The organism is Paenibacillus sp. 102, from assembly GCF_039549175.1.
In the GTDB taxonomy this organism is placed as follows: Bacteria; Bacillota; Bacilli; order Bacillales; family Bacillaceae_G; genus Bacillus_A.
This window is the reverse complement of record NZ_JBCGHT010000004.1, coordinates 229955-253913: the sequence shown is the minus strand read 5'-3', so window position 1 is coordinate 253913 and position 23959 is coordinate 229955. Positions and strand designations below refer to the sequence as shown.

The window sequence follows — 23959 nt, the reverse complement described above, 5'->3', positions numbered from 1 at the left end:
TTCATTCCTTTCCTGTTAAATAAAAAATATCTTCTACAGTAACTTGAAACGCAGTAGCTATTTTTAACGCCATCGTAACAGAAGGAGAATAATCACCTTTTTCAATTAACCCAATTGTCTGTCTTGTCACTCCAACGGCATCGGCTAAATCTTGCTGAGTCCACCTAAATCGTGCCCGTAATTCTCTAACTCTGTTTTCAAGCATCATAATTTCCCTTCCCTCATTTCCAATTACTAACATTGTAAATGATTGCTTACAAAATGTAAATAATCATTTGCATTTTGTAATAAATAATTGCTTGAGAAACATAAAACAACACCATCTATAACTAAAATGGTGTTGTTTCGTTTATCTAGTTTTTAAAATTGAATAGTTTTATTCATTAAGAAGATAGAGGATTGAAAAATACGATGAAGAATTAGAGTAGATAATGCAAAAAATAGAAAGAGGGGAAAAGATGAATTTAAAATTAGTAGATGTAACAGAAGAAAATTTCTTTGAAATTATTAATTTAAAATCAGATAAACTCCAAGAAAAACACATTCAAATATATGAAAGATGGGTTGGTTCAAATGCTTTCTTTCTTGCAGCTTGCCAAACGTTTGGGTTTACTCCGAAAGCTATATATGATAATGACGTGTTAATAGGTTTTGCTACGTATGGGTTTAGAAATGAAACGAAGCAATATGAGTTAATTAGTATGATGCTTGGCCATCAATATCAAGGATTAGGGTATGGGGTTCCTATTTTAAAAGCAGTAATAGATAGTATGGTTCAGACATATAAATGTGAAGAAATATTCTTATCGGTTATTCACGATAATGAACGCGCAAAGCGGATCTATGAAAAAGTGGGTTTTAGGCCAACAGGAGAGATTGAAGAGGGACATCATCCAGAATTTGTTTACTGTTTAAAACTAAAAAACTATGTAAATGTATAAATTTGTATTATTGAATCAAAAGCACCGTTCTATAAACTGGACGGTGCTTTTCATCGTATTATATATGCTTATAATCCTGTATTCATAATTTCTTTTTCTTGTTTTTGTTCCATATTTTTTAACATATGAAGCAAAATAAATCCTGTAACACCCATTGCGCCTAAAATTAACCAAGGTGTATATGTCTCTTGCAACTGTGATGTAAACCATGTTCCAGTGTAGTTACCGATTGTAAATCCAATAGCGAGTGAAAGCTGATAAACTCCAAAATATGTGGCCGTATAAGATTCATGACTATAATTTGCAATTGCAATGTCAGCATTAGGTAATACAAGTGTTTCACCAATTGTAAATAAAATGACACAACCAAACAGCCAATATGGGTGTGGGAACAAAGGAATCATCAAAAAAGAAAGCCCCATGAATAGCACACCACATTTTACAATCGAAAGTGTGTTGTATTTATGAAATATTTTTCGAAATACAATCATAAATAAAACGCCTGTAATTGCATTCACTGTAATAACGAGACCACCTAACTTTTCACTATGACTTATGTTGGTCATGTGAAGGGGGAGAGCGACAGTGAGCTGAGTAAACATGATGTAAAAGAAAATCATGATAAATGAAAATGAAAGAAATTGTTTGTTTTTAAACACGACTTTTAACCCAGATAAGAGCTGTACATTTTCAGTAGAAACTTGGAAGTGGGATCTAAGAAGATAAAAAATAATTGCAAAGAATAGCATAAGAAGTCCAGTCAGTATAAATGGATACAAAGGATTCCACATGAGTAATAGGCTGCCAGCAATTGGGCCGATAATCGCACCGCTGTTAAAAGCAAGATTTAAGTATGTAAATAAATCTTTTCGGATGCAAGCAGGCTGCGAACCGAAGACAGCACGAGCAGCTGGTTCATAAAACGCAGTACCAAATCCAATAAATGAAGCGGAAATTGAAATCGTATGAAACTCTGAAAATATTCCTAAACAAATAAAGCCAATGCCTCTTAATAATAAACCAGATATCATCATAATCATGTATCCAAATTTATCGGCAATGATACCAGAAAATAAAGGGATTACTCGTGATGTAATCGTCATAATGGTTAAAATGGTCCCTACTTGCACAGCGGAAAAGTGTAAAAAACTCGATAAATAGATGGCGAGGAAAGCGTATACAGCAAAGTATCCAAATGCCATGAAAAATGACGAACTGAGTATAACGCGTATCGATATTGAAAAGTTTTTCATAGATTCTCCTTTCTATAATGTAACCAGTAAAAGTTTTTAATGGTTAACTCTTTTATATTATTATTATACATAAAGTCAGAAAAAAGTAAATTTTAGAAAGATGGTGAATGGATTTGAGTCAGAGTCAAGGGGCGCCGGGACAATTAGAAATCGTAAGAGAGTTTTTAAATACATGGAGAATTCCAAATGACACAAGAAAGCAGGTAGATGAGCTTAATACAATAGATGATGTACTTCGATTTATGAGAAACCATTTTAGTGAGGAATTTTCTTTTGGTACGTTGGATGAGCTGAAGCAATTTAGAGATGACGTTCGTTTCGCGATTGAGGAGAAAGGGACACTACAGAAATGGTTTGAAAAATATCCATTTGGCGTATGTGTGACGGAAAATATGGAGTTTATTACATATGAACCAATTGGGGGACGGAATTTCTATACGATGATGTTACAAATTATTTTGACTGCGATTGAACAAAAGAGGTGGAATCGGTTGAAAGCATGTCCAGATTGCCGCTGGGTCTTTTATGATCATTCTCGTAACGGAAGTAAGCGCTGGTGTGGGATGTATGCAGGGAGTAAAGAGGGAAGAGCTTGTGGTACGATTGCGAAAGTGAAAAATTACCGGGAGAAGAGAAAAGGAAGATCGAGTTACACGATGTAAACTTTAGAGGGAAATGTGAATTGAGGGAATGTTGTTTAACTTGATGAGTAAGAAAGAAGTTGGAAGATGTACAAGCGGTGCTGTATAAAAGAAAATTAAGCACATACATAAATGAACTTATTCAAGCGGGATTTATAATTGAAAGAATAGAAGGGGGAACCATCTAGTGATTGTAATGAATAACAGATGGGATTTTATCTCGCACTAACGGCCCGATTGGTGAGGGCTGATTAAAGTTTCACTTTATGTGAGTTGTTGTTCTTTGGATAAAGTAAGAAGAGCGCCAACGACTTTAATTGTTAAATCAAGAAAATAAGTTTTTGTGCAAAAGAGAAAGTGTAACAGAAAAAAGCTTTGCAGTAATAGCAAAGCTTTTTTCATGTTCCGTCATACTGTACGTATAAATGATCTTACATAGGTAAGAATTTCACTTCATCTTTTCGGTTGAAAAATATGTTGAAAAAAGTATTTGTGATGTAAACTATCTACAATTTTGTTTGCTTGATACGTACGTTGTTGTTCCAATCGAATACGTTGCTCCATCATTTTCATTTCATGATCTGATAAACGTAACATTGTACGAGTCTCCTTTTCTATAAATATAGGTTTCTAATGACAACGATTCCACATACTTTATAGTTAAGGAGGGATACTGTGTATCATAGGTAAAAAGCACCTTCCCTCTCCCATTACGCTTACGAGGTTAGCTGTCGGACTCGGGAAGTGAGAGTTTCCCTACTTAAAAAAGATTCGCCCCAAGTAGCGTAGGCTACGTAAATGGTTCCCCCGTTCCAAAAAATTGGATTCAGCAAAAGGTTTTATAAAAAATAAGATAACATAACTTATTGGAAAAGTCAAATTATTTTGTGTTTTCTGTCCTTTTCAACTGTGTAAGAACGAGTCCGTCAGGTAAAATAGTATCTGTTACTTCAATGAATCCGTGTTTTTTATATAGAGACAGTGCAGGGATGTTTGCTTTCCCTGTTTGTACAATATATTTCCTTGTATCAGGGGATATGCTAAATAAATGAAGGAGTAACTTTGTTGCAATTCCTCTATGAAAATAGTCAGGAGATATAACTAGGCGATGGATATCAATAATAGCCTCTTTATTTATAAAAGAAATAAAGCCTATTAGTTTATTTTCAAAGAAGTAGCCATAAAAGGTCTCATTACAATTTTGGATGTCTTCTATCGTATCATATAAACGTGGGATTGCTGTGCTGTTCATGTACTTTGCTTCAACTTGATAAGCAGGGATTTGAATCGCTAAAATAGCTGATGCTACTTTAATAGAAGTAGGTGGAATTTTACAAATCATTATCTAATCTCCTTTTTGTATGTTAAATTTTATCTTAAAATAAGAAAAAATATGTATTAAATATTGATATAATTGTTATTTAAGGTGAGATAAAAAATATATTTATATAACATTAATCGCTTTGGAATTTGACAAATTTTAGCTCCCTTGGATACAATGTATGTACATAAATTTCGTGATATGATAGTAACTCTCCTGTTATGAATGGTTGTCATTCAATGAGAAATTATAAAGTGCTAGTAATGAACTAAGGGTGTGTATAACTTTTCTATTGAATCATAAATTTACATCTTAATAGAAGAGAAGACCTAAAAATGAGATGGATCGTGCTATAACAGATAAGAAATTTCTCTTTCCAAGTTTGGTAATATTATTTTTAGCTTATTCGGTACATTATTTAGAGAATGGTGACTAGCATTACAAGGTGTAGTTGTATCGTTTGTAGTTAAAGCTGCAAATGAATAGAAATATATTACTGATTGTTTCATAAAGCCCTTTTCAAGGGCTTTTCATACTTAGAGAGGTGGTATATTTGGAGAAAGTAAGTTTACGAAAAAGAGATAAACTGAAAAAGTTTTTTAAAGAACAAAATTATTTAGCAGTGCTACTTGGATTTGCCTTACTGTTTGTGAATATATTATTACTAACAAAAATTTCATTTGTATTTACACCGTTCATTGTCTTTTTAAAAACAATCTTTTTTCCAGTGTTGTTAGCTGGTGTGCTATTTTATATTTTGCATCCACTTGTTTCGCTTTTAGAAAGAAAGGGTGTTTCGAGGATCATTTCAATTGCATCGATATACATACTTGTAATTGGGTTGTTTGTTTTTCTTGTTGTAACGGTTATTCCGATTATTAAAGATCAAATCAATGCATTAATCGATAACTTGCCATATTTCGGTCATGAAATTGAGAAGGCAGCGCGTAGGTTTGGAGAAAGTAATATAATTGGAAAGATTCAAGAAAGCTTAAGTATTGATGTAGGTAGTATTGTAAAAGATTCTACAATGAATTTTACAAATTCGCTATCATCAGTGACAGGGAATGTAACTGGGTTCTTAAGTACACTTACAGAAGTCGTGCTTACATTTGTAATGGTGCCTTTTATATTATTCTATCTTTTAAAAGATGGGGAGCAATTACCGAAGTACTTTTTAAGGATTATTTCAGAACAAAGAAGGCCTTCAGCTAAGCTTATATTAGATGATATGCATTACGCTATTAGCTCATATATTAGAGGGCAAATTATTGTTAGTTTGTTTATCGGTATTATGTTATTAATCGGTTATTTAATCATTGGGATTAAATATGCGGTGTTACTTGCTGTGTTAGCGATGATTGTAAACGTAGTGCCGTATGTAGGACCAATTATTGCGATTACACCTGCTTTAATTATTGCCTTTATTGATTCACCAGCAATGATTTTAAAAGTTATTATTGTGATGATGATTGTGCAATTGGCAGAAGGAAAGTTTATTTCCCCACAAGTAATGGGGAAAAAATTAGATATTCATCCAATTACGATTATCTTTATTATTTTAACAGCGGGGAATCTCTTTGGAATTATGGGAATCATCTTGGCGATTCCTGGATATGCGATATTAAAGGTACTAGTTACACACGGATATAGATTTATTAAATTAAACACATAAAAAAGAAGGGTTAAAACAGAATGTGTCTGTTTTAACTCTTTTTTATTTTTTAATTCATAATTGATTTTTTTCATAGTAGGGGTAGCATCCCATGCCCATCAAGCTAAAATTTTATAGTACCCCCAGAACGAAATTTTGTACTAACTTGTAACAAAAAAGCTCATTTTTTCGTTTTGGGGTATTTGCTTTTCTTAACTTGATGGCGATGTGACGCTACCCCATTATGCAAAAGATAAAAATTGGAAGCCAATAGATGAAAAATAATAATTCCTTATTCAACTAACGCATGCATTAGTTGAACAACCTAAGGCTGCTTCGGTAGCCATTTTTTTGTACCAACTGGCAGTTTAGTTTTCAATATGTGAAAAGGGATTTCTAAGTGATTAATTGAATATATATTTATTGTTTACTAATTTTTGAGAGGTCCCTTTATGGGAGATAAGCTTTACTGTATTGCTGTATATCAAGTTCTTAATGAAGAAAGACTAGGAGCTTCGTACGGTTCTATAATAACTTATAGTGATGCTGTGACGGGATCTCCTGTTAGTGAGATAGGGTATTTTTTAATTTATTTATTATAGTAACGTACCCGAAGAGGTTGATATGGTGACATATCAACAAACTGAGGTGGTACCACGAAATTGCAACTCTCGTCCTCAAGAATTATTTCTTTGAGGTGAAATTTTTTTAATTATATAAGTTTCATTATGTCATAATTTAAAGTTTTCGAGAGGAGAAATTATATGAATCCTATTTTATTAGATGTTCCGTTACAAATAGAAACAGACAGACTAATTCTTCGAGCACCACTTCAAGCTGGTGACGGGAATGTCGTAACCCAAGCTATTAAGGATTCAATTAGTGAGTTAAAGCAATGGTTGTTTTTATACCAGTCAATTCCTACTGTTGAAGAAACGGAAATTATCCTGAGAAATGCCCATATAGATTTTTTGAAAAGAGAAAGCTTTCGCTATCTTATCTATCATAAGGGTACTATTGATTTTATTGGAACTGCTAGCCTTCACGGAATTAATTGGAAGATTTCTAAATGTGAAATTGGATACTGGATTAACACGCAATTTAGTGGCAATGGATATATGACAGAAGCAGTAAGTGAGTTAACAAACCTTGGATTTCAGTTACTCAAATTTAGAAGGATTGAAATACGATGTGAATCTAATAACACTAAAAGTCGTACGATCCCTGAAAAACTAGGTTTTGAGCTTGAAGGGATATTACGTAATGAAGATCTTTCAGCTGACGGTAAAAAACTAACTGATACCTGCATCTATGCAAAGGTAAATTAGATTAAAATTTTAAAATTCCTTGTACAACTAAAGCATGCGATAGTTGTACAACATATCTTAAGGTCGGTTTCCAAATTTGGAAGGCGGCTTTTTTGATTTTTTATAACGAACGGTTTCATAACTTTTAAGGGGTCACACGGTCCAAAAAAGAAAATTGTACGTTAAGGAATATTTTTACATATCGTTAAGGAATAAAAACACAGGAGAAATGATTTTCCCTGTTGTTGGTTTGAATTAAAGTTTAATCAAAGTATCGCTACAAAGATTGATTTTATAAATAGAAGAAACCCACACAATTTGAAAAAGTTTGATCAAAATGTGTGGGTTTTAATTTTGGATTCCTTAAGTTTTTATAAAAAAGATTGAACATTTTATGTGGCCTACCTAAATAAATGCAGTTGTCAGTTTAATTATATTCCTTCATGATATAGCATATAAATTTCACTTTTAAAAAAAGAAACATTTTGTTCAATCGCCTAACAGAACAAAATCCCCCTTAAAATGAAAATTTAATTAGTCCGTATAAACGTACAAAATTCCTTGCAAGAATTTTGTACATTTTAGTTCCTTACATTACCTAACTCTGAAATATTACTCCTATTAGCTTTTTCTTTAGGAGTTTAATATTTTAATGTTAAAATCGTTTCGTAAAAGAGTCGAATTGTTAAGGATCGTTTTGAGTATAATTGAAAATCTATACTCAAAAAATAGCTTTGACATATAATTTGTTTTGTTTTATAGTAAGTACCACACTAACTACTAAAGGAGTTATCATGGAAGAACTTTACAAAGAACTTCAGAAATGGGGCTTTTCGCAATATGAATGTAAAGCGTATATAGGACTTTTAAAAAATTACCCCATAACGGGATATGAAATCAGTAAAAGGTCAGGTGTACCTCGTTCAACGATTTACGAAGTGTTGGCAAAGTTAATAGATAAAGGTGCGGTTTATACAGTACCTTCTGATCCTGTAACCTATGCACCTTTGCCAGCAAAAGAGTTAATCCGTCGATTGCGTAATAACTTCGAAAATTCTATGGATTATCTTGAAAAGAATTTATCTGCTTTAGAAAGTGAACAAGAAGTAGATGTTATTCGCCGCATCAGCAGTGATGAGCGTGTTGTGGCTGAAATGATTGACATAATAGATAAAGCAGAAGAAGAAATATGGTTGTCGATTTGGGAACCACAAGTCTCTTGTATAAAAAATGCTATAGATAGGCGTATAAATGAAGAAATCCATGTTTTTTCTATTCTTTTTGGAGCACCTGAGATTCAGCTTGGTGTAACCACTCATCATAATTATATGGCTCCAGAAGTAGCGGAGGAGCGTATGAATGGTCGATTAACGATTGTTGCACGAGACAATGAAGAAGTATTAATCGCAAATTTTTCTCACAATACACCTGCATGGGCGATAAAAACAGAAGATCCAGCACTTGTATTAATCGCGACGGAATACATCAGACATGACATTATGTTTTCAGAATTAGTTAAAGAAGTTGGTCCAGAGAAAACAGAAGCTCTCTGGAGAAACGACCCTAACCTGTTTCATGTTGTTACTGGAAAACGGTTCAAATAAATTGAACCGTATTTTCTTTCAATTTTTTCGTAGTAGTTAGTGTGTTAGCTTCTATTTATCCTTAATAAGGAGGGAATGAAATGAGTCTGTCGAACGTCCAAGTGAATTCGTCTCAGAGAGATGAAGAAAGCTTTATCAAAGGAGTAAAAGATTGTGTCCCTACGTTACTGGGTTATTTAAGTATCGGAATAGCGGCTGGTGTAATCCAAAAGACTGCGGGGCTTAGCATAACTGAGATAACTCTGATATCTTTAATTCTCTATGCTGGCTCAGCTCAGTTTATTGCGGCAGGAATGATAGCAGCAAGTAGTTCTCTTACTGCCATTATTATTACTATTTTCTTTGTTAATCTTCGTCATATTTTACTTAGTGCAGCACTAGCACCTTATTTTCGGCATCTTTCTCCACTTAGGAACATGTTAGTAGGTTCTCTACTCACCGATGAGACATTCGGTGTCGCTATTAGCGAGGCTGCGAAAAAAAAACAAATCAGTGAAAAATGGATGCATGGTCTCAACATAACAGCTTATTTAAATTGGCTTATAGCTAATTTAGCAGGTGCATTTTTGGCACAATGGATTTCAAATCCTGAAAAGTTCGGTCTAGAATTTGCCTTGCCAGCTATGTTTATAGGAATTCTTATATTAACAATGTTAGGGCGAAGTAAAATCAAACTTGATATAGTTGTCGCAATTATAGCAGTTGTCATTGCTGTGGGAAGCTCTTTCATGTTGTCCAGCAGTATGGGTGTTATTGTTGCTACAATTATTGCTTCAACAATAGGAATGGTGGTGGAAAAATGGAAGTAAGATGGGAAGTTTTTTTGATTATTCTAGGGTCAGCTATTGTAACGTTCATTCCAAGGGTCGTTCCTCTTATGGTACTAAGTCGTTTCGAATTACCAGAATGGGGAATGCGATGGTTAAATTATGTCCCTATTTCTGTTATAGCTGCTTTGATTGGTCAAGAGATATTTATACATGATGGAAAGATTGCGCCCCTTACAAATAACATTGAATTTTTTGCAGCCATACCGACTTTCTTTATTGCGATAAAAACACGTAGTTTACTGGGAACCGTACTGGGAGGTATTATTTCCATTATAATTTTGCGTTTTTTGTTTCAAAACTAATTACTTTATTTGGTCAAGTGCCACGTTTAAATGCAGTAGCCATTGCAAGAAAGAATAATTATAGAACAGCAGGGTAGAAGATAAGGATTGAAATCGATGTTGAATTTATACTGTAGTATACTTGAATTGAAATGATGTTTCTCATATTAAGAATCTTATAAAGTCCCCAAAACAAAAATTATGCATTTTGGCTTGGAAAAGCAAATTTTCTCGTTTTGGGGTATTTACTTTCTTTAACTTGATGGGCATGGGGTATCAACAGCATTTTGGAAAAAAACACGCTAAGCAAAAAATACAATAAGCCGTCCATATGGACAGCTCATTTACATAATTAGTGTTATCGGTGTTAGGTTTCTTTAGTTGAATGGGAATGTTTTGATCCAGTAGAAGAATGCAAAACCTCCAGCTACAAATAAAGCAGCTAAAATGAATGTTATTAGAGGTATTTTATTTTTCATACTTTTTCCTCTAATGATTTAATCTTAAGCTAATTTAGTTAACATGCGATTGCGGAAGTTGAATTTTGTCCTAGTTTAAATGAGTGGTATTGTTACTAAACCTAATAATACGGATACTAGACTTGTATTCAAGTAGATGTATACCTGTGTTGTCAGTATGGAACCATACATCATGTTCTTTCGGTAATTGAAGGAAGCTATCTATAATTTTTGTAATTACGCCTCCATGGGAAATAATCGCAACTCGTTTGTAATGTTTACTCCTTTCTCTAACAGCTGTAAGGATGTTTTCAGCACGTAATCTAAAGTCTAGTTTACTCTCCTCTTTTTGCATTTCACGTAAATCAATTAGATATTCTACAGGGCATTTAACAGCATTACTCAAAATTTCAGTAGATTGAGTTGCTCTCAATAGAGTACTCGACCAAATAAATTCTGGAGGGAATTCCTTTGATATATAACTAGACATTTTTTCAACTTGTTCTAATCCCCTTTTAGTTAACTGTAAATCAGTAGACCCTTTATAACCCTCTTTTAAAAAATCATCTTTAGATTCTCCATGACGAATTAGTAGAATTTGCATCCATTTCACCTCTTTAGATATTTGTTCTTTCTTTTCTAAATTAGATAAACTAGGTTGGAATCCTTTAAATATCTCAATTATGTACGATGTATACCTTATACATGTGAGGTTAACATACTCACTTATTATCGGTAGCAAGGACAAGGAGGAACCCTACTCTCACAAGGTAACCTCCTTTTTTTGTTCTATCGATCTATGCATTTTTTTATACATTCCTATCCTGACGCGGTTTTAAGGTTCTCGTTTGTTACTGGATTAGCCAAAAAACTGTATAAAATCTGGCATGCTCTTAGCGTGTTTTTTTCCGAAATGCTGGCGGGACACTTTATGGAACTTTCTTAACGTACGTTATCAAGACCTAAATCCAAAAAACACTTAAAATATCAAGCTCCTAACATATTGTATATGACTAATATGTTAGGAGCTTTTATTTTTGGTAATGGGTTTTGAAACTGAATTTGAATAGTATTTTTCTCTATTTGGATAGAAATAAATAAAGTCCCATAAACGGTCGTTTTTGGGACGGTAAATTCATAAAACTCACATCAATCAAGTGTTATCATATCAAAAGTGGATAATTAACAAATTTTAAGAATAACCCTCGAGAAATCTGGGTTATTTCTTTTTACTTATATCGGATCCCATTAGATATTCTTTCTAAATAACTCCAATTCAATATACGAATGGAGTTTTTATCTCTTTCAATAATTTTTTTTTCGGATAGCGAATGAATAACTCGGTTTAGATGTCGATATGTCGTGCCAAGTAAATCTGCAATTTCTTTTATATTGGAAGTCTTTAGCTCCATTCCAAAGATGTTATCGGGGTCAGATGATATCGTGGACATAAGATAGCTCGCAAACTTATTTTCTACAGATGCTAATAAATTCACACGAGAAGCCGTTGTACAAGTTTGAAGCTTATAGCTTACATGTTCTAAAAGTGTATGTAAAAACCGCGGATTATTCATTTCATATTGTTTTATATAATCAAAATGTAGTCCAATTAATAAACATTCATTAACTGCTTTAACTTGTGATTGGACGGAAACGTTTCGAACTAATTCAATGTCACCAATAATAGAAAAAGGTTGGACAAATCGTAGTAAAAGTGATTTTCCAGTTTCAACACTTGATGTTATTTTCACTTTTCCTTCCACCAAGAACAATAATGATTCTAATTCACTTCCCTCAAGTAAAACAATTTCATCTTGTCCATATTGCTGCAGTGTAAATGGGGGTTGTTTTTCTCGGTTAAACATTTCTTCAATATGATATTCTCGTAATTTTGTTTCAAGTAGCTTCAAGTCATGAATAAATTTCATATAATACTCCTTTTGGGACATATGTCCTTTTCATTATAAGATAAACTGATATGATAAGAACAATAAAAAATTTTAGGAGTGGCATAGAATGAAATTTGTATTCGATTTAGATGGAACAATTTGCTTTAAAGGTCAGCCTATTTCCGAAAGACTACTAGTATCATTAGAAAAGCTAGTAGCTCAAGGGCACGAAGTCATTTTTGCTTCAGCTAGGCCAATACGTGATTTACTCCCCGTCTTACATAAACGTTTTCATCAATACCCAATGATTGGTGGAAATGGATCCATGATTGCAATGAAAGGGAAAATCATATCAACAATTAGTTTTGATGAAGAAACGCTTGCAAATATTGTTCAATTACTTAAATTTTATAATGTTTCTTATTTAATAGATGGTGATTGGGATTATGCCTATACAGGGCCAACTACACACCCGATTTTGAATAATCTTGATCCAGAAGGGCGTGCTAAAAACGTTAAATTGGATAAATTGCAGTCAATCGTAAAAATTTTAGTCCTTACTTCAGACAACATGGAAGCAGTTGAAGAACAGCTTAGTAATATGAATGTTGTGGTTCACTCCCACGGAAACGAAGGAATCTTAGACATAAGTCCAAACGGAATAGATAAGTGGAGTGGATTGCAACAATTAGGTGTGGAAGAAAAAGAATATATAGCATTTGGTAATGATGCGAATGATATTACAATGTTTCAGCATGCGATGTATTCTGTTATGATTGGTGAGAGCTTACAATTAGCACCGTTTTCATCTGAACAACTAGTTTTAAGTGAGAATATAGAAAACATTTTAGTGCAAAGACTTAGTGAATTAGGAGATATAAATATAATTAAGAAGTTGGTAAGCCTATAAGGTGGAGAACTAGCGTAGCTGACACAGACCGCAAAGTAAAAATTATAGAAGTTCTGAAATCCTATAATTTACTCAAATTACATAAATGTGTTATTTTTTGTATGGTTATTTCACAATACTATTATGAAAGGTGAGAGGTAGTTTTGAATCAATCCCTAGATAAGAGACACTTAGCTTTACGAGAAGCTGAATGCAAGGCCGAAGATCTTTTCAGAGCGATTGAAGAAAAAGGGATACTACGTAGTGATGTAACTGAAAAACAAATCAATCGAGAAATTTATGAATTGGCTTTTCAAATGTTCGGAATCAAAAAATATTGGCATAAACGCATTGTACGAGCTGGAAAGAACACATTATATCCTTATAGAGAAAATCCACCAAATTTAACGGTGCTAGAGGGAGATATTATCTTTCTTGACTTCGGTCCTATTTTTGAAGATTGGGAAGCTGATTTTGGTAGGACATACGTCCTTGGAGAAGATCCAGTCAAATTAAAACTACGTAATGATATTGAACAGGCTTGGGAAGAAGGAAAAGCCTTCTTTCAGTCTAATCCTACTATCACAGGTAGTGAACTTTTCTCATTTGTTTGCGATCTTGCCAAAAAGTATGGGTGGGAATATGGAGGTCCACATGCTGGTCATCTCATTGGTGAGTTCCCACATGAACAAGTTCAAGGAGAAGAAGTTGAGAACTATATTCATATTGATAATAATGTTTCCATGAATGAACTTGATAAGAACGGTCAACCGCGGGATTGGATTCTGGAGATACATTTTATTGATCGAGAACTAGAAATAGGCGGTTTCTTTGAACAGCTATTAACAGTTGAATAGATTGTATAGTGTATACATAAAGTTTACACAACATCTCATTATCGATAGTTGAAAAAAGAAGAAAGGCCATAACGACAAGGCATAGGGTCTTTCCCTGTTTATTTAGGACTGATACCAGCGTAGCTGACATAGGCCGTAAAGTAAGAAAATGAAAAGTTCCTAAAACAGTGAGTAACGGAACTTTACTCGGAACCACGGTTCAATTATTACCAGTCATTAACATATACTTTGTAGCTGGTACTACCCTTAATAAGTAACCTATACTTTATGAAATAATTAAAGCCTAATTTCTCGTTATTGTAGCTTGAAATTAGGCTTTTTTATATGTTGTATTTCCTTAGCGTTGTAAATTCGCATTTTCCTGACGCTACCCCATCGCCATCAAGCTAGTATTTTGAAGTGCCACCAAAACGAAAATTTTATCTTTTTACAGTTATTTATGAGAATTTAGCTCATTTTTTTCGTTTTAGGGAAGCAATAACTTCTTAAGTTGATGGGGATAGGGCGAGACCCCGTATAGTGAATATCTGTTACTTCTACTTATAAAATCAATATTTGCAGTAATACTTTGAACAAACTTTTTTCAAAATGGAGTTATTGTATTAATTCCATATCAATTATTCAGTCTACATTTTTATTTAATTAAATTAGAAAAACAAGAATTGAAAAATCTAATTAGACCAACGATATTTAGTCTAAATCATTTTTTAAAATGAACAATAATCGTTGTGTAAGCAATTGATAACCCTCTTTCTTCCATCATTTCCACCAGATTACGAAAGCACAAATTATACCGTAGGTACCATCTCACTGTTAATAAGATTAATTCAGGCTGATAATGCTTTCATTTGAACAAGTTTTCCTTTTCCATACTGATCACACAGCTTTGTTAGAGTCCTACTATCAGTATGTTCAAGTTTAGAAGATTACCTACGAGAGTCTATGTTTTTGTACCAGCACCGTATTTTTAGTAATATTGTTAGGAGTTATAAAAGGACTTACCACTACTACTTAATCCATAGTTTCCTAAAATCTACATAGCCGAACGATTCAAATTGAATATCTTTAATCATCGGATGAAATGTACGATTTTTAATAGGATGGTATAAAAATAGGAACAAATTCTTTTCACGGATATAGCTCTCTGCTTTTGCTATCCAAAATTCTCTATCAGCGCTAGTCTCAGAATGCTTGATATTTTCAAAGTGAATATTTAAAATGTCTAGTTGTTCTAAAGAAAAAAAGCGATTAAATATAGATGCTTTATTTAAAAAGGTACCGATAAAAGATAAATGGTAATCGGTTGAAGCTGCTTCCCCCATGAATAATAAATCAGCGTCTTCAAGGAATGGGTCATAGTATTCGTCTAGTGTGAAGGTTTTAATATTTAAGTGCACACCTACTTTAGCGGCTTCCTTTTTGAACCAATCCGCATCTTCCATATAGTTTTGTTTCTTTAGCGTGTATACAGTAATTAATTCTCCATTATAGCCTGCTTTTTTTAATAGTGTCTTTACATAGCCTTGATTCTTCGGCTGCGGTTTAGATTTCCAAAAAAAGTAACTTGATGACTCTTGAAGATTAGAGCGCCCTAAATCATCCCATAATTTTTTTGTATCCATAAGATGGTATATTGCCTCGCGAAATGAAGCATTTTGAACTATAGTATTTCGATGGAAATTGAAGGCTAAAAAATGGAATCCAACTTCGATATCTTGTTTGTGCAGATGTGTATTACTTGTTTCTATTTTGTTTATTTCATATGACATTGAGTTAGTTGTATCAGGAGACATACGATAAATTTCTATTTCATCCAATAAAGGTCTAGCTAAAAAGTAATCGTCAAATGCCTGTAAGACAAGCGTTGTATCAGTCCGCTTTTTCATTCGGAAGGGGCCTGTCCCGATCCACTTATTTTCATCGAATGGTTCATTTATTGGTAAGATAGCAAGATTAAGTGAACTCATATATCTAGGAAAGAGTGGATTAGAACGCCTAAGCTTGAAACAAACAATAAAAGGAGAAAGGCAATCAATTTCTTCTATATCTTCAACAAACCAATAATGAGGTGAGGTTGGTCTTGTAAGAAAACGCTCAAAAGTATATTTAACATCTTCACTTGTCAATACATGACCGTTATGAAATCGTACACCCTTTCTTAAGTGAAAAGTCCAAACCTTATTCTCAGCCTCTCCCTCCCAGGTGTGAGCTAAATGTGGTTGAAGAGAGTCGTTTTCTTTATCATAAGTTATTAAACTATCACCTAATTGATGAATTAAAAACGTTTCAAAGGTAATGGATGTATATAATGGGTCAAGTGTAGTTAATTTTCTAGTATATATAGTTCTTAATGTGTCTCTTTTATGTTCTGATACATGTATACCAAAGAGGGTTTGAATTTCTTTAGAGACATTCGTGATCCAGGTTTTTGGAATGGGAAGCTGCAGTAAAAAGATAACATCTTCTAGTTTATCGTATTGTATTAAATTTAGTACCTCGGCCTCTATTTCCTGTTGGAATGAACAATGAAATTCAATTTGTGATGGATTACCTCTTCCTTTCCCGGGAATATAAACCAATTTTTTCTCATTTGCAAATTGCCGTAGCTTTCTCTTAACATTTTTTTGTGTACAAAACCATAAACTCTCTAGTTCTTTAAGTTTAAATGTAACGTATTGATTTTTTTCTCTTGAATAAAAATAAGCCCTCATTTGAAAATAGGTTTGATTTTTCATGTAATTACTCCTCATATATTGGTTGAAGCAGTTTATCTTATCTACTCAAAACTTATATTAAAAGGGGACATTTATGGTTAAATTATAACCTTTTTTTCCACTTTTGAACAAAGCATACTGAATATGGAGGTGAATTTAAGTGTTCAAAGATATGCATCCAAATATTCGAGTAAGAATTTATACATCTTTTATGAGTCGTGTCATTGGTTCAATGATATTTCCTTTTATGGCAATTTATTTCGCGAAGGAATTAAATACGACATATGCAGCGATATTATTATTGATACAAGTATCGGTCCAATTTATCGCGAGTCTGTACGGTGGATATTTGGCGGATTCAGTAGGTAGAAAGAAAATGATGGTTATTGGAGAATGGATGAAAGTCTTCGCATTTGCAGGTATGATGTTTGTAAATTCTCCATTTTTAACATCTGCATGGCTTACCTTTCTAATGTTGCTGATTATAAGTATCTCCACTGGTTTTGTTAATCCTGCAGCGGATGCTATGTTAATAGATGTCAGTACAAAAGAGAACAGGACGCTAATGTACTCTATCAACTATTGGGCCGTCAATCTATCAATTATGCTTGGATTAATAATCGGAGGGTGGTTTTTTGAATCACATTTTTTTGAACTGTTAATTTCTTTGTTAGCTATTTCTATGGTGACTTTATGGATGACTATAGCGCTAATACATGAAACATATTCTGTTACACAGTCGAGAGACGTGGAGAATCTTTTTGGGTTAAAAACGATTATACAAAGCTATCAAACAGTCATTCGTGATCTTCCTTTTGTATGGTTTACAATCGGAGGAGTGGCTATACTGTCTATCGAGTATCAACGAAATCATTTTATCTCTATAAGGTTGGAAAATGAAATTCAAGCACAGGTCGTATCGTTATTTGGTGGTATGGAAATTTCACTCAGTGGGGTGAAATTGTTAAGTTTACTAACAGTCGAAAATACGATTTTTATTATCTTATTTACAGCTGTAATTACAAAGTGGCTAAAAAATAAGTCAGAGCAAAAAATTATGTATATAGGATTTTTATTATTTGGCTTAGGATACGCGGTACTCGCCTTTTCAAATAACTTTATTTCTTTATTTTTAGCTGTTGCAGTACTTTCCGTAGGTGAATTGATGTATGTTCCAACAAGGCAATCTTTACTTGCTGAAATTGTAGACGATTCACGCCGGGGATCTTATATGGCTTTTAATGGATTTGTATTTCAAATTGGTAAAATATTTGGTGTTTTTGGCATTATGACTGGAGAATTATTGGGTGGAATTGGAATGGGAGTACTATATATTCTTTTTGCATGTATCGGGATTTTTTGTTCTTGGATTGCTCTTACGAAAAAACGGCGAAACGAGCAAATGATTTTATCGTCTAGGTTCAAAGCTGAATGAAATAATTTTAGATAAAAAATAGTCTTTGAAATTATGGTGAAAAATGAAAGGGGATTTTATAATGATAGATTTAAAGAAGTGGAATGAAGTAGATACATATATTACAAGTCAATTGTTACCCGAAGACTCAATTCTTGAAGAAATATTAGCAACGAATGCTGAGGCTGACTTACCAGCAATAGACGTAGCTCCCAATCAAGCAAAATTTCTTCACTTACTAGCATTAATTCAAGGAACTAAAAGAATATTGGAAGTTGGAACTCTAGGAGGCTACAGTACTATATGGTTAGCTCGCGCCTTACCAGAAGATGGTCATCTAATTACTCTTGAATCAGAAATCCGTCATGCAGAAGTTGCAAAATTGAATATATCAAGGGCTGGTCTATCTAACTTAGTAGAGGTAAGAATTGGACCTGCTCTTGAAACAATGTCGAACTTATATAATGAGGGAGCCTATCCATTTGATCTAATTTTTATTGACGCGGATAAACAAAATAATGCGGAATATTTAAAGTGGGCACTTAAATTATCTCGAAAAGGCACTGTAATTATAGGAGACAATGTAGTTCGAAAAGGAGAAATAGTAAATTCTGTTAGTACTGATTCAAGTGTTCAGGGAGTTCGTCGTTTTTTTGATATTCTTGCATCTGAACCGCAACTAACCTCAACGGCAATACAAACTGTAGGAAGTAAGGGATATGATGGGTTTAGTATAAGTGTAGTACTGTAATTGTATGAAGTAGAAGTATTTTATTAAAAAGAGAAAAGAAAACCAACAATGATTTGAACTTTGGGCTAAAAGTTGCTAAATAGATTTTTAGTTATCGCAATATTTTTTAATAAACCACGTAGTTAAGCGAAATGCGTATAAATTAAAATATTTCACGAGCAAAGTTTGATCAAAATTTTTTATAAAGCAGAAAGTTTATTTGAAAAGAAAAGGATTCATTTTGAGTAAAGTTTACCCAAAATGAATCCTTTTCTTTTGCTATAAAATACGTGTTTATAAAATCCTTAGATTTAGACTTTATTCCAAAGCAACAGTTGTGCTTCCTTAGCGTACAAAATTCGCGTTTTGTTGGCCAGACCCCATCGTCATCAAGCTAAATGAACGAGTTATCCCAAATCAATAAAAACGAGCAAAATGCACAAAATTTTCGTTCTGGGGGTATTATGAGATCTTAAGTTGATGGATGTGTGGCGATACCCCTAGTACTCCTGTTGAGCTAAGGTTAGGAATGTATTTCGATTTGAGGATCCTTCCTAAGTTGTCGTATTATTTTCTGTAGATCTACATGTAACAAAATTTTATATCTGAAAAAACAGAAAATTTATGTTTATTAGAAAGAAAAATGTGGTAAAATGTAAGGAATAAATAAATGCAATGATGGAGAGTAGTACATGTTTGGAACTTTACAGAGAGCTGATATGTGGTGGAAGTCAGTAAGGAATGAACATGGAATGGACTCTGGAGCTTCTAGCTGAAATGAGTAGGCTAAGACGATTTGCTTCGCGTTAAAGAGGCATCAAGTGAGCTATAATTGTAGCTAATAAAGGTGGTACCGCGGGAGTCTCTCGTCCTTTTCTAGGATGAGGGACTCTTTTATTTGCAGAAAGGAGGAGTTAGTGTGAGTGAGAAAATCATGTTAACAGGGATTAAGCCAACTGGTCATCCACATTTGGGAAATTATATTGGGGCGATTAAACCAGCATTAAACATGTCTAAAAACAAGGACGGAAAAGCCTTGTATTTTATAGCAGATTATCATGCATTAAACGCCGTGCATGACCCTAAGCTATTTTGTGATTATACAAAAGAGGTCGCTGCAACGTGGTTAGCATTAGGACTTGGAGAAGATGTTATCTTCTATCGACAAACTGAAGTTCCGGAAATTTTAGAATTAGCATGGATTTTAGCTTGTCTGACCCCAAAAGGCTTGATGAATCGGGCCCATGCGTATAAAGCTAAGGTAGAACAAAATAAAGAGGCAGGTATTGATATCGATACGGGTGTCAATATGGGGTTATATACGTATCCCATATTAATGGCTGCAGATATATTGTTGTTTCAGTCTAGCCATGTACCCGTTGGAAAAGATCAAATTCAACATATTGAAATCGCTCGTGATATTGCGACGTATTTTAATCATACTTTCGGGGAGACATTTACACTTCCAAAGTATGTAGTGCAAGAAGAGGGGGCTATTTTACCAGGACTTGATGGACGAAAGATGAGTAAAAGTTATGGGAATGTGATTCCTCTATTTGCAGAAGCAGAAAAGCTCAAAAAGCTAATTTTTAAAATTAAAACTGATTCTTCATTACCTCATGAACCGAAAGAGCCTGAGACATTATTTATGATATATAAGGAATTTGCAACAGAGGAAGAAATACAAAATATGCAAGAGCGATATAGAGAAGGCATTGGATGGGGGGAAGTAAAGAAAGAACTATTTTCCGTTATAAACCGTGAATTAGAAGAACCGCGAGAGAAGTATGAGAGATATATGAATGAGCCGCACTTATTGTATGAGGCTCTAGAAAAAGGTGGGAAGCGTGCGAGAAAAATCGCGAAGGTGAATTTAGCGGAAATCAAAAAGAGGATTGGATATGAGAGGGAACGATAAGCGTTCCCTTATTTTTTTGTTTTGTTAAATTGCTCAATCATCATTTTAGGTACAGATCCAATATTATTTGGAAGTGTATGTAATGGGAAAAAGCGTAATTCTTTTGATTCATTATGGTCGCATCGCAACTCACCTTCGTAATCTCGGCATACATAAACAATCATGACACCATGCACTTGATCGCCATTTGGGTATACTTGAAAAAATTCTGACCCTGAAAAAGTATGAAAAAATTCTAGGCTTTTTAAAATAAGCCCCGTTTCTTCAAATGCTTCTCGTTTTGCAGCTTCTTCTAATGTTTCTCCATATTCAAGAGCTCCACCAACAATACCCCACATATTAAAATCAGTGCGGAGCTGAAGTAAGATTTCATTTTGTTTATTTAAAACAATTACGTGCGAACCAGTTATGATAAGCGGGTGCTTCCCTACGAGCTTTCACATGTCTTCGATATATCCCATTCTTTTTCTCCTTTATCATTAACAATACTTCGGTAATTCCCTCAACATTTTTTCAGCTCGATTCGCTACAGAAGTAAGGTTAGGATCTATTTTTGCTCTGAAAAACAAGGTACGTAAAAAGGTTTTTACATTTGCACATAATATAAAGTATTCATGACAAGAAAGTCTGATTTTTAACTGTGTTAAACGTTTTATTTTTTTATAGATAATCGAAAAAAGTTGATCCCTTGGAAAGTCATAATAAAGCATAGATAAGAGGGGAGTTATAATTCGTTCATCTTCATTATTATGATATACGGTAGAATAAATGAAGATTTTATTTAATAAGCAATGAGCAATCTCTTCATAACAGGAACAGGTAATATGTGCACTGTGTACCAGTTCGTTAAAGGCATCGGATGCATGGGCGACGCTATGAGCCCAGCCTTTATCTTGTACATATCCACGATAATCTATTTCAAGATTCATATATGTAATAAGCTTTTCTTTTACGTTTTGCACAGTTTCTTGTAATAAGAATGAGTGAGAATTATCGAACTGTATAATTAGTCCTATTAATAAAGTGGTATAAGAACGAGTGAAAACTCCATCTGTATTAGGAGAGGAGATTTCTCGATATAAGTAATCGTCACTTAGACAGGTTGTTAACAAAGTTTCTAAGTTATCATGTGATAGAAATTCATTTTGAATAAAATGTGCAAAACATTTATATATTAATTGATCACGTACATAGCTATCGGTCGTTCCCATATGTCCAATCATATGTGAACTTAACTCATTAAGATCTATGTTCTGCATCTGTGTATAGTCATTTTGCTGAATGAGCTCCAATTGTTGTTGCAATGCAATGATATTCAAAGCTGCTCCTCCTCTATGCTTTCGTAATGCATTGTTTCCTAGTATTCTATATATTCGAAGACAATCCTGCTCATGCAAGGATAAATAATAAGCTCTCCCGAAGTAGTTAGCAAGGAGGGAGGTCGTTATGTTAAAACAAAAACTGAAACGTCCTGGACTAGAAATTATAGCCTAGTGCAAGTAATAAATGGATTAGAATTTTATACTCATCCTCAGCGCGGTACGATCGTATACCAAGATTTAGGTGACAGGCAGATCGCCTACATATTTCGCGGTGCTCCATCTACAACATTCGTAAAAGAAATCTTTTCTTAATTTTTAAGAAAGACAAAAGAATGTCATAAATATAGTCACGACAGAATCAGTATATTTGTAATACAATAAAATAGAGCATTAACGGAATATATAAAGAAAGTATTGGTGAAATAATGGAACAACAAAAAAGCTGGTTACAAGCAAGTGTAGAGCGAAATCAAGATAATAAGTTACATATAGTATGGGAAGATGGAGTAGGAGAAGTTACGATTTATTGGAGTACTTCATCAGAACATATTGAGGGAAATGGACAAATGTTATTAAACCTCACTGGAGCAGCTTCATGTACAATAGAAGATCCAAGTCCTAACGTACGTCCTTATTTTCGATTAGTAGCAAGTAATGGACAAGCAGTTACTATAGCTGAACGCAGGTTACCATTACAAGGAGCGTTTAATTTCCGTGATTTAGGTGGTTATGAAACAAGTGACGGCCATAAAGTAAAGTGGGGGAAATTATATCGTTCAGAAGAATTAGCAGGATTAACAGAGTGGGATATTGCTTATTTACAACAGTCTGGTTTAAAACTAGTTTGTGATTATCGAACAGATTTTGAAGTGACGCATAAACCGAATCCGAGCATTGCTGGTGCCCGTCAAGTCTGTTTACCAGTCATGCAAGATATAGCAAAAGATCTAAACATTAATGAGTTTTTCCAAGTCGGGGATTTATCAATGCTTGGAAAACCAGGTGAGTATTTAGTGAAAATGAATAAAGGCTTTGTAGAGGGAAATGAAGCGTTTGTACGTTTTCTACAGCTCGCTCAAGAACCGGAAAATTTACCGCTAGTTAATCATTGTACAGCTGGGAAGGATCGAACAGGATTTGGTTCTGCTTTATTATTACTTCTTCTTGGTGTCTCAGAAGAAACGGTGATGCAAGACTATTTATTAAGTAATGGATTCCGTGAAAAGTTAAATCAAAAAATGATGGCCTTTTTAGGGGCGAAGCTACAAAATGAAGAAAGTAAAGAAATATTAGGAGCTATGTTTGAAGCTCGCGCTGATTATTTACAAGCAGCAATTGATGAAATTACCCGTAAATTTGGAAGCATTGAAATGTATGCTGAAAAAGGACTTGGTCTTACAAAAGAACAGTTAGAAAATATGAAGACATTGTTATTAGAAGAGAAGTAACATGTAAATAGTTTTGGTGGAAAGTCCTGTATTGTATTGAAATAGGAATAACACTAAAAGGTATAATTCACTTTTATGTAGAAATTACACAAAAGACCAGTGAATTTTTGAATGAGACAAGCGTATTATAGAACGTGGGACAAGTTATCATATGAGATGGAACTTGGAGCGCCATACTTATTTTTGAGAGTACCTAATGGCGGGTACTCTTTTATATTGCACCTTTTGATAAGGACATGCATATATTGAAGTATAGGACAAGCTAACTGCTTATTCTATTCAAAGCTTACACTCCTTATCACGTTAAGAGCATTCACTGGATTGGGTGTGGACAAGCGTATACTGCTTGTACCACATTAACTTTAGCCTCATTAATTTTTGTTAATGAGGATTCTCGCAACCCCTCGAAGAGTGCTCGCGGAAACGAGCGCTCTTTTTAATTGTACAAAATGGTCATTTGAATGGAAAGAGACTATATATTTAAGGTG

At 33.8% G+C, this 23959-nt stretch carries 22 protein-coding genes, 2 pseudogenes, 1 riboswitch and 1 other annotated feature; of the genes and pseudogenes, 14 read left to right on the top strand and 10 right to left on the bottom strand.

Features of this window, described 5'->3' with window-relative positions; genetic code table 11:
- Position 1: 1 nt before the first annotated feature.
- Entirely contained in the window at positions 2–208 is a 207-nt protein-coding gene (locus AAIE21_RS13435; RefSeq protein ID WP_174102446.1) for a helix-turn-helix transcriptional regulator, read from the bottom strand.
- Between the two features lie 250 nt (positions 209–458).
- On the opposite strand from AAIE21_RS13435, the gene AAIE21_RS13430 reads away from it, so the two are divergent.
- Complete coding sequence (locus AAIE21_RS13430) at positions 459–941, top strand: GNAT family N-acetyltransferase (protein ID WP_343267237.1); 483 nt, start codon at positions 459–461, stop codon at positions 939–941.
- A 68-nt stretch (positions 942–1009) separates the two neighbouring features.
- On the opposite strand, the gene AAIE21_RS13425 is transcribed toward AAIE21_RS13430, so the two are convergent.
- Complete coding sequence (locus AAIE21_RS13425) at positions 1010–2194, bottom strand: MDR family MFS transporter (protein ID WP_343267236.1); 1185 nt, start codon at positions 2192–2194, stop codon at positions 1010–1012.
- A gap of 107 nt (positions 2195–2301) precedes the next feature.
- Between AAIE21_RS13425 and AAIE21_RS13420 the strand changes: the two genes are divergently transcribed.
- A complete protein-coding gene (locus AAIE21_RS13420) occupies positions 2302–2856 on the top strand; it encodes a CGNR zinc finger domain-containing protein (RefSeq protein WP_343267235.1) in 555 nt (184 codons plus the stop codon).
- 56 nt (positions 2857–2912) lie between these two features.
- A pseudogene (locus AAIE21_RS13415) lies at positions 2913–3008 on the top strand (SAM-dependent methyltransferase); the annotation flags it as partial.
- Positions 3009–3288: 280 nt separating this feature from the next.
- Here AAIE21_RS13415 and AAIE21_RS13410 read toward each other — a convergent pair.
- Positions 3289–3432, bottom strand: coding sequence for a hypothetical protein (locus AAIE21_RS13410; protein ID WP_017151706.1), 144 nt, complete (start codon positions 3430–3432; stop codon positions 3289–3291).
- A 100-nt stretch (positions 3433–3532) separates the two neighbouring features.
- A riboswitch (cyclic di-AMP (ydaO/yuaA leader) is annotated at positions 3533–3677 on the bottom strand.
- 38 nt (positions 3678–3715) lie between these two features.
- Positions 3716–4177, bottom strand: a complete 462-nt coding sequence (locus AAIE21_RS13405; protein WP_343267234.1) for a GNAT family N-acetyltransferase — start codon at positions 4175–4177, stop codon at positions 3716–3718.
- A 532-nt stretch (positions 4178–4709) separates the two neighbouring features.
- Here AAIE21_RS13405 and AAIE21_RS13400 point away from each other — a divergent pair.
- From AAIE21_RS13400 to AAIE21_RS13380, 5 genes are all read left to right on the top strand, one after another.
- On the top strand, positions 4710–5831 hold the full coding sequence (locus tag AAIE21_RS13400; protein ID WP_343267233.1) for an AI-2E family transporter: 1122 nt from the start codon (positions 4710–4712) through the stop codon (positions 5829–5831).
- 743 nt (positions 5832–6574) lie between these two features.
- A complete protein-coding gene (locus AAIE21_RS13395; protein ID WP_343267232.1) occupies positions 6575–7138 on the top strand; it encodes a GNAT family N-acetyltransferase in 564 nt (187 codons plus the stop codon).
- A gap of 773 nt (positions 7139–7911) precedes the next feature.
- Complete coding sequence (locus tag AAIE21_RS13390) at positions 7912–8721, top strand: TrmB family transcriptional regulator (RefSeq protein WP_343267231.1); 810 nt, start codon at positions 7912–7914, stop codon at positions 8719–8721.
- A gap of 80 nt (positions 8722–8801) precedes the next feature.
- On the top strand, positions 8802–9530 hold the full coding sequence (locus AAIE21_RS13385; RefSeq protein WP_343267230.1) for an AzlC family ABC transporter permease: 729 nt from the start codon (positions 8802–8804) through the stop codon (positions 9528–9530).
- The gene (locus AAIE21_RS13380) at positions 9521–9853 is read left to right on the top strand and encodes an AzlD domain-containing protein (RefSeq protein ID WP_085311121.1); all 333 of its coding nucleotides are present in this window, start codon (positions 9521–9523) and stop codon (positions 9851–9853) included. Before AAIE21_RS13385 ends, AAIE21_RS13380 begins: the two co-directional genes overlap by 10 nt.
- A gap of 528 nt (positions 9854–10381) precedes the next feature.
- On the opposite strand, the gene AAIE21_RS13375 is transcribed toward AAIE21_RS13380, so the two are convergent.
- Together AAIE21_RS13375 and AAIE21_RS13370 are read right to left on the bottom strand one after the other, a co-directional pair.
- On the bottom strand, positions 10382–10894 hold the full coding sequence (locus AAIE21_RS13375) for a histidine phosphatase family protein (RefSeq protein ID WP_343267229.1): 513 nt from the start codon (positions 10892–10894) through the stop codon (positions 10382–10384).
- 625 nt (positions 10895–11519) lie between these two features.
- Positions 11520–12218 carry a Crp/Fnr family transcriptional regulator gene (locus tag AAIE21_RS13370; protein WP_343267228.1) on the bottom strand — a complete coding sequence of 233 codons (699 nt, stop codon included), beginning with the start codon at positions 12216–12218 and terminating at the stop codon, positions 11520–11522.
- An 88-nt stretch (positions 12219–12306) separates the two neighbouring features.
- Here AAIE21_RS13370 and AAIE21_RS13365 point away from each other — a divergent pair, with 88 nt between their 5' ends.
- Together AAIE21_RS13365 and AAIE21_RS13360 are read left to right on the top strand one after the other, a co-directional pair.
- Positions 12307–13089 carry an HAD-IIB family hydrolase gene (locus AAIE21_RS13365; protein ID WP_137076175.1) on the top strand — a complete coding sequence of 261 codons (783 nt, stop codon included), beginning with the start codon at positions 12307–12309 and terminating at the stop codon, positions 13087–13089.
- A gap of 143 nt (positions 13090–13232) precedes the next feature.
- Positions 13233–13925, top strand: a complete 693-nt coding sequence (locus AAIE21_RS13360; RefSeq protein WP_343267227.1) for a M24 family metallopeptidase — start codon at positions 13233–13235, stop codon at positions 13923–13925.
- 718 nt (positions 13926–14643) lie between these two features.
- On the opposite strand, the pseudogene AAIE21_RS13355 reads toward AAIE21_RS13360, so the two are convergent.
- Positions 14644–14796, bottom strand: a pseudogene (locus tag AAIE21_RS13355) (IS6 family transposase); the annotation flags it as partial.
- Positions 14797–14932: 136 nt separating this feature from the next.
- Positions 14933–16660, bottom strand: a complete 1728-nt coding sequence (locus AAIE21_RS13350) for an ABC transporter substrate-binding protein (RefSeq protein WP_343267226.1) — start codon at positions 16658–16660, stop codon at positions 14933–14935.
- Between the two features lie 139 nt (positions 16661–16799).
- On the opposite strand from AAIE21_RS13350, the gene AAIE21_RS13345 reads away from it, so the two are divergent.
- The 3 genes from AAIE21_RS13345 (at position 16800) to AAIE21_RS13335 (ending at position 20701) form a co-directional block, all read left to right on the top strand.
- Positions 16800–18074 (top strand): MDR family MFS transporter, encoded by a 1275-nt coding sequence (locus AAIE21_RS13345; protein WP_343267225.1) that lies wholly within the window; start codon positions 16800–16802, stop codon positions 18072–18074.
- 61 nt (positions 18075–18135) lie between these two features.
- Positions 18136–18804, top strand: a complete 669-nt coding sequence (locus AAIE21_RS13340; RefSeq protein WP_343267224.1) for an O-methyltransferase — start codon at positions 18136–18138, stop codon at positions 18802–18804.
- 645 nt (positions 18805–19449) lie between these two features.
- Positions 19450–19660, top strand: a binding site (T-box leader).
- A 42-nt stretch (positions 19661–19702) separates the two neighbouring features.
- Positions 19703–20701 (top strand): tryptophan--tRNA ligase, encoded by a 999-nt coding sequence (locus tag AAIE21_RS13335; protein ID WP_343267223.1) that lies wholly within the window; start codon positions 19703–19705, stop codon positions 20699–20701.
- A gap of 8 nt (positions 20702–20709) precedes the next feature.
- On the opposite strand, the gene AAIE21_RS13330 is transcribed toward AAIE21_RS13335, so the two are convergent.
- Entirely contained in the window at positions 20710–21114 is a 405-nt protein-coding gene (locus AAIE21_RS13330; protein WP_343267315.1) for an NUDIX hydrolase, read from the bottom strand.
- A 66-nt stretch (positions 21115–21180) separates the two neighbouring features.
- A complete protein-coding gene (locus AAIE21_RS13325) occupies positions 21181–22020 on the bottom strand; it encodes a DUF2785 domain-containing protein (protein WP_343267222.1) in 840 nt (279 codons plus the stop codon).
- Between the two features lie 428 nt (positions 22021–22448).
- Here AAIE21_RS13325 and AAIE21_RS13320 point away from each other — a divergent pair, with 428 nt between their 5' ends.
- Entirely contained in the window at positions 22449–23471 is a 1023-nt protein-coding gene (locus AAIE21_RS13320; RefSeq protein ID WP_343267221.1) for a tyrosine-protein phosphatase, read from the top strand.
- Positions 23472–23959 lie beyond the last annotated feature (488 nt).